The organism is Cupriavidus sp. R6-3, assembly GCF_059772245.1.
In genome coordinates this window covers 1-11354 of sequence record NZ_JCBAJO010000035.1, presented here as the reverse complement: position 1 = coordinate 11354, position 11354 = coordinate 1, and the positions used below count along the sequence as shown (strand labels likewise).

Genomic DNA, 11354 nt, shown 5'->3' with positions numbered 1-11354 from the left:
GCCGTCCGCGCGCCCAACCCGAAGCCCCATGGAGAAGACGATGAAGAATGCCGAACTGGTCCGCCGCAAGGATGCCGCCACGCCCCGTGGCGTGGGCGTGATGTGCAATTTCTACGCCGAACGGGCCGAGAATTCGGAGATCTGGGATGTCGAAGGCCGCCGCTATATCGACTTCGCCGCCGGCATCGCCGTGCTGAACACCGGCCACCGGCATCCGCGCCTGGTCGCCGCCGTGCAGAAGCAGCTGGAGCGCTTCACGCATACGGCCTACCAGATCGTGCCCTACGCCAGCTATATCGAGCTGGCCGAGAAGATCAACCAGCGCGCGCCGGGCCAGTGGGCCAAGAAGACCGCGTTCTTCACCACCGGCGCCGAGGCCGTCGAGAACGCCATCAAGATCGCCCGCGCCGCCACCGGGCGGCCGGCGGTGATCGCGTTCTCCGGCGGCTTCCACGGCCGCACGATGATGGGCATGGCGCTGACCGGCAAGGTCGTGCCCTACAAGGTCGGCTTCGGTCCCTTCCCCGGCGAGGTCTATCACGCGCCGTATCCGTGCGAGCTGCACGGCGTGTCGGTCGAGGACTCGCTGAAGGCGCTGCAGGTCCTGTTCAAGGCCGACGTCGATCCGAAGCGCGTCGCGGCCATCATCTTCGAGCCGGTGCAGGGCGAGGGCGGCTTCAATGTCGCGCCCGCCGCCTTCGTCAAGGCGCTGCGCGCGCTCTGCGACGAGCACGGCATCCTGCTGATCGCCGACGAGGTGCAGACCGGCTTCGGCCGCACCGGCAAGCTGTTCGCGATGGAGCATTACGGCGTGGCGCCGGACCTGACCACCATGGCCAAGAGCCTGGCCGGCGGCATGCCGCTGTCGGCGGTGTGCGGCCGCGCCGAGATCATGGACGCGCCGGCGCCGGGCGGGCTCGGCGGCACCTATGCCGGCAATCCGCTTGCCGTCGCCTCGGCGCTGGCGGTGCTGGAGGTGCTGGAAGAAGAGAACCTGATCGCGCGCGGCGCCGCGCTCGGCGAACGGCTGATGGACCGGCTGCACAGCCTGCGCCCGCGCGTGCCGCAGATCGCCGAAGTGCGCGGCCTCGGCGCGATGGTCGCGGTGGAGTTCCAGCAGGCCGACGGCAGCCCCGATGCGGAGTTCACGCGCGAGGTGCAGAACCGCGCGCTGCAGAAGGGCCTGCTGCTGTTGTCGTGCGGCGTGCACGGCAATGTGATCCGCTTCCTGTTCCCGCTGACCATCCCCGATGCGGTGATGGACGAGGGGCTGGACATCCTCGCCGACGTGCTGGTCCGCTGATCCGCCGATCCGCCGAGCGATACCGCCCCCCATTCCCCCGGAGCTGATGATGCAATTGAACGATACCGGCCTGCTGCGTGCGCAGGCCCTGGTCGGCGGCGCGTGGGTCGACGCCGACCGCGGCGAGTCCTTCGTCGTCACGAATCCCGCCACCGGTGCGCCGATCGGCAAGGTGCCGATGATGGGCGCGGCCGAGACGCGGCGCGCCATCGAGGCCGCGCGCGTCGCGCAGGTCGAATGGCGCCGCCGAACCGCGCGCGAGCGCAGCCATGTCCTGCGCAAGTGGCATGAGCTGATGCTGGCAAACGCGGACGACCTCGCGCTGCTGATGACGACCGAGCAGGGCAAGCCGCTGGCCGAGGCGAAGGGCGAGGTGGTCTACGCCGCCTCGTTCCTCGAATGGTTCGCCGAGGAAGGCAAGCGCGTCTGCGGCGATGTGCTGGCGTCCCCGACGGCGGACCGCCGCCTGGTGGTGGTCAAGGAACCGGTCGGCGTCTGCGCGGCCATCACGCCGTGGAATTTCCCGCTGGCGATGATCACGCGCAAGGTCGGTCCTGCGCTCGCGGCCGGCTGCACGATGGTGCTCAAGCCCGCCGAGGACACGCCGCTGTCGGCGCTGGCCCTCGCCGTGCTCGCCGAGCGCGCCGGCGTGCCGGCCGGCGTGTTCAGCGTGGTGACCGGCGACGCGGTGGCGATCGGCGGCGAGCTGACCGCCAATCCGGTGGTGCGCAAGCTGACGTTCACCGGTTCGACCGAGGTCGGACGCATCCTGATGCGCCAGTCCGCGGACACGATCAAGAAGCTGTCGCTGGAGCTGGGCGGCAACGCGCCGTTCATCGTGTTCGACGATGCCGACCTCGACGCGGCGGTGGAGGGCGCCATCGCGTCGAAGTATCGCAACGCCGGCCAGACCTGTGTCTGCGCGAACCGGCTCTACGTTCACGACAAGGTCTACGACGCCTTCGCCAGCAAGCTGGTCGCCGCGGTGGCGAAGCTGAAGGTCGGCCATGGCGTCGAGCCGGGCGTGCTGCAGGGTCCGCTGATCAACGAGGACGCGGTCGCCAAGGTCGAGCTGCATATCTCCGACGCGCTGGACAAGGGCGCGCGCGTGCTGGCCGGCGGCAAGCGCCATCCGATGGGCGGCACCTTCTTCGAGCCGACCGTGCTGGCCGACGTCACACCGGCGATGCGCGTGGCGAAGGAAGAGACGTTCGGCCCGCTGGCGCCGCTGTTCCGCTTCCATACCGACGACGAGGTGGTCGGCATGGCCAACGACACCGAGTTCGGGCTGGCGTCGTACTTCTACAGCCGCGATATCGGCCGCATCTGGCGCGTGGCCGAGGCGCTGGAGTACGGCATGGTCGGCATCAATACCGGCTTGATCTCGAACGAGGTGGCGCCGTTTGGCGGGGTCAAGCAATCTGGCCTGGGCCGGGAAGGTTCGCGATACGGCATCGAGGACTATCTCGAGATCAAGTGCCTGTGCATGGGCGGCATCGACCGCTGACCTTGCGATCGCCATTTCTTTGCCATCTGTTTGCCATGTCCGCCGCCCGGACGCCGTCCGCGGCGTGGCATCACCGACCCACCGGTCCTCACCGGACCCAATCCGAGCCCGAACAACATGAGCAGACCCCAGGCAGTGCCGACCGTGCAGGTCGACAACGAGCGTGTGATCGTCACCGAATGGCGCTTCGCGCCCGGCGCGGAGACCGGCTTTCATCGGCACGGCTATGACTACGTAGTGGTGCCGATGACGACCGGCCCGCTGCTGCTGCAGACCCCGCAGGGTGAGGTCACCAGCCAGCTGGTAGCGGGACGCGCGTACTCGCGGCCGGCCGGCGTCGAGCACAACGTGATCAACGCGCACGAAGGCGAATGCGTGTTCGTGGAGATCGAGATCAAGACGGCGGCGGGCACGGCATCGCCGTCGTGCGCGGCCGCGCACGGAGCCAATCGATGACAACAGCATCCAATCCCGACCGCGCCGCGCACCGCCAATCGCTGCGCGAGCGCAATGGCGGCCAGATCCTGGTCCAGCAACTGCGCATCCATGGCGTCAAGCGCGTGTTCCTGGTGCCCGGCGAAAGCTATCTGCCGTGCATCGACGCGCTCTACGACCATCAGGACGCGATCCAGCCGGTGGTCTGCCGCCAGGAAAGCGGCGCCGGCTATATGGCCGAGGCCTACGGCAAGCTGACCGGCGAGCCCGGCATCTGCTTCGTGACGCGCGGCCCTGGTGCGACCAATGCCAGCATCGCGGTGCACACGGCCTATCAGGACTCGACGCCGATGATCCTGTTCGTCGGCCAGGTCGGCAACGACTTCATCGAGCGCGAGGCGTTCCAGGAGATCGACTATCGCCGCATGTTCGGCGAGATGGCGAAGTGGGTCGCGCAGATCGACCGCACCGATCGCATTCCCGAGTTCGTCGCGCGGGCCTTCGCGGTGGCGACCAGCGGCCGGCCCGGGCCGGTGGTGCTGGCGCTGCCGGAGGACACGCTGTGGGGCAAGGCCACGGTGCCCGATCTGCCGCGCTACCAGCGTGCGCATGCGGCGCCGACCCCGGCGGCAATGGCATCGCTGGAAGCGCTGCTGGCGCAGGCGCAGCGGCCCTTCCTGCTGGTCGGCGGCTCCGGCTGGACGCCGCAGTCGATGCGCCAGATCGAGGGCTTCGCCGAGCGCTTCGCGCTGCCGGTGGGCGCTGCCTGGCGCCGGCTGGAATGCTTCGACAACCATCATCCGAATTTCGCCGGCCATGTCGGCTGGGGTATGGGCGACGCGCTGCGCGCGCGCATCCGCGATGCCGACCTGCTGATCGCGGTCGGCACGCGCATGGGCGAGGCGACCACCGAGGGCTACACGCTGGTGGAAAGTCCGCTGCCGCGCCAGCGGCTGGTGCACGTCTATCCGGATGCCAACGAGCTGGGCCGCGTGTTCCAGTCCGCGCTGCCGATCGCCGCCGACGTGGTCTCGTTCGCGCAGGCCGTCGACACGCTGCGGCCCGCGGCCGAACCGGCGTGGGCGGGCCAGACCCGTGCTGCGCGAGGCGACTTCCTCGCGCAGCAGGAGCCGGCACCTGCGCCGGGCCCGCTGAATGTGAATGCCGTGGCCTGCCATGTGCGGGACCACGTGCCCCCTGACGCCTGCATCACCGTGGGCGCCGGTAACTACGCGCTGTTTGCGCACGCCTACCACCGCTTCCAGGGCGTTGGCACCAGCCTCACGCCGACCGTGGGCTCGATGGGGTATGGGCTGCCGGCGGCGATCTCGGCCAAGCTGGAATACCCCGATCGCACCGTGGTCTGCTATGCCGGCGACGGCTGCTTCCAGATGAACCTGCAGGAGCTGGGCGTGGCGATGCAATACCGGCTCGGCATCGTCGTGCTGGTCTTCAACAACGGCATGTGGGGCACCATCCGCGCCCACCAGGAGCGCGAGTTTCCCGGCCGCACCATCGCGTTGACCTTCGACAACCCGGACTTCAGCGAACTGGTGCGCGCCTATCGCGGCCACGGCGAAGTGGTGGGCAGCGACGCGGAATTCGGACCCGCGTTTGCGCGCGCGCTGGAATTCGCCCACACGCAGCGGCTGCCCGCGCTGCTCGAGCTGCGCTACGACCCGGACGGCGTGGGGCCCGGCATCACGCTGTCGCAGATTCGCGCGGCGGCGCTGGCGCGCCAGGCGCAGGCCGCCTCCTGAACGCGTCGCGCCGGCTGGCGCTACGCACGACAGCCGCCCCAAAACCTACACCTGACAATATGCGTGCCTTCTTCTCGGATGACCAGTTGCTCCATCAGCCGCGCCAGTTCATGCGCGCGGGCCGGCTGTGCGAGCCGACCGACGTGCCCGCACGCGCCGCCGCGCTGCAGGCCACGCTTGCCACGCGCGGCATCGATCTGGCCGTCGCGCCGGACTACGGCCGTGCGCCGCTGGAAACGGTACACAGCGCGGCCTATCTCGATTTCCTGTGCGAGGCCTACGAACGCTGGCAGGCGCTGGCGCGCCCCGGCTTCGAACCGGGCGTCGAGGTGCTGCCCAATCTGTCGCCGTACCACAACGGCAAGCTAGACCAGAACCGCCGGCCCGATTGCCCGACCGACTCGGTGATCGCGCAGGCCGGCTATTACCTCGGCGACCTGAGTTGCCCGCTCGGCCCGCACAGCTGGCGCTCGATCCTGCGCTCGGCCCACAGCGCGGTGGCCGCGGCGGACTACGTCTGCGAGCAGGGGGATGGCGGCATGGCCTACGCGCTGTGCCGGCCCTCCGGTCACCACGCGCACAGCGACCGCGCCGGCGGCTTCTGCTACGTCAACAACGCCGCGATCGCCGCGCAGGGTCTGCTCAAGCGCTTCGGCAAGGTGGCCGTGCTCGACGTCGACGCGCACCACGGCGACGGCACGCAGCAGATCTTCTACCAGCGCTCGGACGTGATGACGATCTCGCTGCATGCCGATCCCGCGGGCTACTACCCCTTCTATACCGGCTATGCCAACGAACGCGGCTACGGCGCGGGCTACGGCTACAACCTGAACTTCCCGCTGCCGCACGGCACGGGCGACGCCGGCTTCCTGGCGGCGCTCGACAGCGCGCTCGACGCGCTGCGCGACTACCGGCCGCAGGCGCTGGTGCTGTCGCTGGGCTTCGATACCTATGTGGACGACCCCATCAGCGTGCTGGCCGTCGGCATGGACGGCTACCGCGGCATCGGCGAGCGCATCCACGCGCTGGGCGTGCCGACGGTCGTGGTGCAGGAGGGCGGCTACGAGGTCGACGCCATCGGCCACGCGCTGGGTGCCTTCCTGTCGGGCTTTGCCCCCGCGATGGCCTGAGCCCCGCTTCCCAAGGAGATCACGATGACGACACTGAAGATCGACGGCCAGCGGCTGTGGGAATCGCTGATGGCGCTGGCGCGCATCGGCGCGACGCCCAAGGGCGGCAACGCGCGGCTGGCGCTGACCGCACTGGACGGCCAGGGGCGCGACCTGGTGGCCGGCTGGATGCGCGAGGCCGGCCTGACGGTGACCGTGGACAAGGTCGGCAATATCTTCGGCCGGCGCGCCGGCCGCAACGACGCGCTGCCGCCGGTGATGACCGGCAGCCATATCGACACGCAGCCGACCGGCGGCAAGTTCGACGGCTGCTTCGGCGTGCTGGCCGGGCTGGAGGTGGTGCGTACGCTGAACGATCGCGGCATCCAGACCGAGGCGCCGCTCGAGGTCGCGATCTGGACCAACGAGGAAGGCACGCGCTTCGTGCCGGTGATGATGGGCTCGGGCGTGTTCGCCGGCATCTTCCCGTTGAAGACCGCGCTGGACGCGACCGATCGCGACGGCAAGCGCGTCGAGGACGAACTGCGGGCGATCGGCTATGCCGGCACCGCGGAGGTCGGCGGGCGCCAGGTCGGGGCCTATTTCGAAGCCCATATCGAACAGGGCCCGATCCTCGAGGCCGCCGACAACGTGATCGGCGTGGTGACCGGCTCGCTGGGCCTGCGCTGGTACGACGTGACCGTGACCGGCATGGAGGCCCATGCGGGCCCGACGCCGATGCCGCTGCGGCGCGACGCGCTGTATGGCGCCACCTTCCTGATGCAGGAGGTGGTGCGCATCGCCAACGATTTCGCGCCGCATGGTCGCGGCACCGTCGGCGTGGTCAATGCCCATCCGGCCTCGCGCAACGTGATTCCCGGCGCCGTGACCTTCACTGTGGACCTGCGCCACGAGGACGCGGCGCGCCTCGCCGAGATGGATGCGCGCTTTCGCGCGGCCTGCGCGGCGCTGGCCGCCGGTACCACCACCGGCACGCCGCTGGAGGTCGATGTGCGCGACGTGCAGTATTTCCCGCCGACGCCGTTTGCCCCGGAGCTGATCGCCCACGTGCGCAACGAAGCGCAGGCGCGCGGCTACCGGCATCAGGACATCGTCACCGGCGCCGGTCACGACGCGGTCTACATGGCCAGCGTCGCGCCCACCGCGATGATCTTCGTGCCCTGCAAGGACGGCATCAGCCATAACGAGATCGAGGACGCCAAGCCCGAGCATCTTGAAGCCGGCGCCAACGTGCTGCTCGGCGCGATGGTGGCGCGGGCCGGCACGTGAACGCCGCCCTGGGCCGCGACAGCGGCTGGTGGCGCGGGGGCCTGCTGTTCCTGTGCGTGGTGATGCTGTTCGCCACGGTCGATGCGACCGCCAAGCATCTGGTGGGGCGCTATCCGGCGCCCTTCCTCAATGCGGTGCGTTATGCCGCCACCTGCACCGTCGCCATCGCGATGCTGGCGAACGCGGGCCGGCTGCGCTTCTGGCGCACGGCCCATCGCGGCCTGCTGGTGTTGCGGGGCCTGATGCTGGCGGTCATGGGTACCTGCTTCATGACCGCGCTGTTGTGGATGCCGCTGGCCGAAGCCACCGCGATCTATTTCATGGCGCCGCTGGTCGTGGTGGCGCTGTCGCCGTGGCTGCTGGCCGAGCGCGTCGGCGCGCGCCAGTGGCTGGCGGTGGCAACGGGATTCGCCGGCATGCTGTTGATCGTGCGTCCTGGCGGCCAGTTGTCGTGGATCGGCACGGCGCTGATGGTGGCGGCCATGCTCGGCTACGCGCTGCTGCAGCTGCTGACCCGGCGTATGGCCGGAAAGGTCGATGCCACGGTGCAGTACGGCTTCGCGGCGGTCATCTGCATGATCGCCACCGGCTTGCCGGCGCCGTTTTTCCTGCCGCCGGTGTGGCCGGATCTGATCGACTGGCTGACGATCCTTGCAATGGGCTTCATGAGCGCGCTGGCGCAGGTGCTGTTGATCCTGGCGCTGCAGCGGGCACCGGCCTCCACGCTGGCGCCGCTGAACTACTGCCATCTGCTGCTGGCGCTGGTCTACAGCGCATGGTGGTTCGGCCGCTGGCCGGATGCGCTGGCGATGGGCGGCATCGCGCTGATCGTCGGCGCGGGGCTGTCGCTGACGCTGCCCGGACGCGCGGCATCAGCGGTTTCTTCTTCTACCCTGGATTCGAGGCAACCCTCATGAGCGAGCTTCACGACCTGGCCTATTGGCGCCAACGCGCGCAGTCGATCGTCCCGAGCCTGCGCGGACAGACCTATATCGACGGCAGATGGACCGACGCGGCCGACGGCGCGACCTTCGACAGCATCGATCCGGCCACCGGTACCGTGCTGGCGAAGGTGGCCGCCTGCGGCGAGGCCGACGTGGATCGCGCCGTCGCCGCCGCGCGCAGGGCATTCGAGCAGGGCGTGTGGGCGGCCATGCCGCGCCGCGAGCGCAAGGCCACGCTGCTGCGGCTCGCCGCGCTGATCGAAGCGCATCGCGAGGAACTGGCGCTGCTGGAAACGCTCGACATGGGCAAGCCGATCGCCGACACGCTGCTGTACGACATCCCCGAGTCGGCGCGCACCTACGCGTGGTACGCCGAGGCGATCGACAAGATCTACGACGAGATCGCGCCGACCGATGCCAACGTGCTGGCGACCATCACGCGCGAACCGTTGGGCGTGGTGGCGGCCGTGGTGCCGTGGAACTATCCGCTTTTGATGGCGAGCTGGAAGGTCGCCCCCGCGCTGGCGGCCGGCAACAGCGTGGTGCTCAAGCCGGCCGAGCAGTCGCCCTTGAGCGCGCTGAGACTGGCCGCGCTCGCCGAAGAGGCCGGCATTCCGGCCGGCGTGTTCAACGTGGTGCCGGGGCTCGGCGCGCAGGCGGGGCAGGCGCTGGGCCGGCATTCCGACGTGGACTGCATCGCCTTCACCGGCTCGACCGCGACCGGCAAACGCTTTCTGGAATATGCGGGACAGTCGAACCTGAAGCGGGTCTGGCTCGAATGCGGCGGCAAGTCACCGCATATCGTGTTCGACGATTGCCCGGACCTGGACCGCGCGGCGCAGGCCGCGGCGATCGGCATCTTCAACAACCAGGGCGAGATCTGCATCGCGGGCTCGCGACTGTACGTGCAGCGCGGCATCTACGACGCCTTCATGGCGAAGCTCGAGGCCTGCGCCGCCAACATGCAGCCCGGCGATCCGCTCGATCCGGCCTCCGCGATGGGCGCGATCGTCGACGCGCGCCAGCTCGACCGCGTGATGTCCTATGTGGCAGCCGGCCAGCGCGAAGGCGCCCGGCTGCGGCTGGGTGGTCAGCGTGTCCGGGCCGACAGCGGCGGCTACTTCCTGCAGCCGACCATCTTCGAATGTCCCGCGCAATCGCTGTCGATCGTGCGCGAGGAAATCTTCGGGCCGGTGCTGGCCGTGACCGTGTTCGATACCGAGGAGGAGGCGCTGCGGATGGCCAACGACTCGCCCTATGGTCTCGGCTCGGGCCTGTGGACTGCGAACCTGGCGCGTGCGCATCGCGTGTCCCGGCAGCTGCGGGCCGGGCTGGTATGGGTCAACTGCTATATGGACGGCGACATCACGGTGCCGTTCGGCGGCGTCAAGCAGTCCGGCTCGGGCCGCGACAAGTCGCTGCATGCGCTGGACAAGTACACGGACCTGAAGACGACCTGGATCAGCCTGGCGTAGTCCGCCCTCAGCGCCGCCGCGCGGTCCACGCGGCCCCGGGGCACAGGGCACAGGGCACAGGGCACAGGGCACAGGGCACAGGGCACAGGGCACAGGGCACAGGGCGGCGGACCCGGGCGCGGTTCCTGTCCCGAAACCGGTTCCGGTTCCGGTTCCGGTTCCGCTTCCGCGCCGCCGTTCGTCAATGTCAGAGGAACAATGTCCCCCCTCTGACCCATGCGCTCCCTTCTTGTCCGGCTGCACCGCTGGTTCGGCCTTGCCGCCGCCATCTTCCTGTTCATCTCCGGCGTGACCGGCGCCATCATCTCGTGGGTTCACGAACTCGATGAATGGCTCAATCCCGAGCTGTTCCACGCGCGCACCGAAGGCACCCCGATGCCGGCGCTGGAGCTGGCGCGCCACGTCGAGCAGGCCGATCCGCGGCTGCGGATCAGCTATACGCCGCTGGAGCTGGAGCCCGGCCATGCGCTGACGATGTTCGTCGAAGGGCGGATCGATCCGGCCACCGGCAAGCCTTTCGACCTGGGCTTCAACCAGATCGCGGTCGACCCGGTCACCGGCGAGATCCAGGCGCGCCGGATGTGGGGCGCGGTCTCGCTGTCGCGCGAGAACCTGCTGCCCTTCCTCTACAAGCTGCACTACACGATGCATATCCCCGACCGCTGGGGCATCGAGCTGGGCAAATGGTTCATGGGGCTGATCGCGATGGCGTGGGCGCTGGACTGCCTGATCGCGCTGTGGCTGTCGTTCCCGAGCCGTGCCGCATGGCGCAAGTCCTTCGCCTTCCGCTGGCGCAAGGGCGGCTATGCGCTGAACTTCGACCTGCATCGCTCGGGCGCGGTCTGGCTGTGGGGCCTGTTGTTGCTGCTGGCCGTGACGTCGATCTCGATGAATCTCGAGACGCAGGTGATGCGGCCGCTGGTGGCCAAGCTGTCGCCGCTGAGCCCCAACGAATTCGACAAGCGCACGCCGCGCCCGCTGGACCGGCCGCACGAACCGGCGGTCACGCGCGAGCAGGTCTTGGCCGCGGCACGTGCGGAAGGGGCGCGCCGCGGCTGGACCGAGCCGGCCGGCGGCATCTTCTACTCGTCGCCGTACGGCCTCTATGGCGTGGGCTTCTTCGAGGCCGGCAACGACCACGGCGACGGGGGCCTGGGCAACAACTGGCTGTACTTCGATGGCAAGACGCTTGCGCCCGCAGGCGGGAGCCTTCCGGGCACCGGCGGCGCCGGCGATCTGTTCCTGCAGGCGCAATTCCCGCTGCATTCCGGCCGCATTCTCGGCCTGCCAGGGCGGGTACTGATCTCGCTGATGGGACTGGTGGTGGCCACGCTGTGTGTGACGGGCGTGGTGATCTGGGCCCGCAAGCGGGCGGGCCGGCGCGCGGCGGCCGGTATGCGGCAAGTGCATTCGATTCCTGCCGCGGGGCAGGGAGCGTAAGTCGGCGGGGATGCGGCAAGTGCGATCGATTCCCCCGGCGGAGCAAGGGGCGTAAGCGGGGGACGCGGCAACGCGATCGATTGCCGCCGTG

General features: G+C 69.4%; 9 protein-coding genes. All 9 read left to right on the top strand.

From position 1 onward, the window contains the following. Positions 1–40: 40 nt before the first annotated feature. The 9 genes from AC6EI8_RS09085 to AC6EI8_RS09045 all read left to right on the top strand — a co-directional run bounded on the left by AC6EI8_RS09085 (position 41) and on the right by AC6EI8_RS09045 (position 11263). The gene (locus AC6EI8_RS09085; RefSeq protein WP_498381787.1) at positions 41–1303 is read left to right on the top strand and encodes a 4-aminobutyrate--2-oxoglutarate transaminase; all 1263 of its coding nucleotides are present in this window, start codon (positions 41–43) and stop codon (positions 1301–1303) included. A gap of 49 nt (positions 1304–1352) precedes the next feature. Then, positions 1353–2810, top strand: coding sequence for an NADP-dependent succinate-semialdehyde dehydrogenase (gene gabD / locus AC6EI8_RS09080; protein WP_498381793.1), 1458 nt, complete (start codon positions 1353–1355; stop codon positions 2808–2810). Positions 2811–2927: 117 nt separating this feature from the next. Further along, on the top strand, positions 2928–3266 hold the full coding sequence (locus AC6EI8_RS09075; RefSeq protein ID WP_149319521.1) for a cupin domain-containing protein: 339 nt from the start codon (positions 2928–2930) through the stop codon (positions 3264–3266). Next, positions 3263–5005: a thiamine pyrophosphate-binding protein gene (locus tag AC6EI8_RS09070; RefSeq protein ID WP_498381786.1), complete on the top strand. Its 1743-nt coding sequence runs from the start codon at positions 3263–3265 to the stop codon at positions 5003–5005. The genes AC6EI8_RS09075 and AC6EI8_RS09070 overlap by 4 nt, the downstream gene beginning before the upstream one ends. A gap of 59 nt (positions 5006–5064) precedes the next feature. After that, on the top strand, positions 5065–6135 hold the full coding sequence (locus AC6EI8_RS09065; RefSeq protein ID WP_498381785.1) for a histone deacetylase family protein: 1071 nt from the start codon (positions 5065–5067) through the stop codon (positions 6133–6135). A 24-nt stretch (positions 6136–6159) separates the two neighbouring features. After that, positions 6160–7404, top strand: coding sequence for a Zn-dependent hydrolase (locus AC6EI8_RS09060; protein ID WP_498381784.1), 1245 nt, complete (start codon positions 6160–6162; stop codon positions 7402–7404). Further along, complete coding sequence (locus tag AC6EI8_RS09055) at positions 7401–8321, top strand: DMT family transporter (protein ID WP_498381783.1); 921 nt, start codon at positions 7401–7403, stop codon at positions 8319–8321. Before AC6EI8_RS09060 ends, AC6EI8_RS09055 begins: the two co-directional genes overlap by 4 nt. Beyond that, the gene (locus AC6EI8_RS09050; protein WP_498381782.1) at positions 8318–9823 is read left to right on the top strand and encodes an aldehyde dehydrogenase; all 1506 of its coding nucleotides are present in this window, start codon (positions 8318–8320) and stop codon (positions 9821–9823) included. The genes AC6EI8_RS09055 and AC6EI8_RS09050 overlap by 4 nt, the downstream gene beginning before the upstream one ends. A gap of 216 nt (positions 9824–10039) precedes the next feature. Continuing rightward, entirely contained in the window at positions 10040–11263 is a 1224-nt protein-coding gene (locus AC6EI8_RS09045; protein ID WP_498381781.1) for a PepSY-associated TM helix domain-containing protein, read from the top strand. Positions 11264–11354: the final 91 nt, after the last annotated feature.

Bases quoted from the DNA above. Each gene is read 5' to 3' on its own strand.
- gabD (WP_498381793.1), top strand. From the start codon at position 1,353: ATGCAATTGAACGATACCGGCCTGCTGCGTGCGCAGGCCCTGGTCGGC.
- AC6EI8_RS09050 (WP_498381782.1), top strand. From the start codon at position 8,318: ATGAGCGAGCTTCACGACCTGGCCTATTGGCGCCAACGCGCGCAGTCG.
- AC6EI8_RS09085 (WP_498381787.1), top strand. From the start codon at position 41: ATGAAGAATGCCGAACTGGTCCGCCGCAAGGATGCCGCCACGCCCCGT.
- AC6EI8_RS09070 (WP_498381786.1), top strand. From the start codon at position 3,263: ATGACAACAGCATCCAATCCCGACCGCGCCGCGCACCGCCAATCGCTG.
- AC6EI8_RS09075 (WP_149319521.1), top strand. From the start codon at position 2,928: ATGAGCAGACCCCAGGCAGTGCCGACCGTGCAGGTCGACAACGAGCGT.
- AC6EI8_RS09045 (WP_498381781.1), top strand. From the start codon at position 10,040: ATGCGCTCCCTTCTTGTCCGGCTGCACCGCTGGTTCGGCCTTGCCGCC.
- AC6EI8_RS09060 (WP_498381784.1), top strand. From the start codon at position 6,160: ATGACGACACTGAAGATCGACGGCCAGCGGCTGTGGGAATCGCTGATG.
- AC6EI8_RS09065 (WP_498381785.1), top strand. From the start codon at position 5,065: ATGCGTGCCTTCTTCTCGGATGACCAGTTGCTCCATCAGCCGCGCCAG.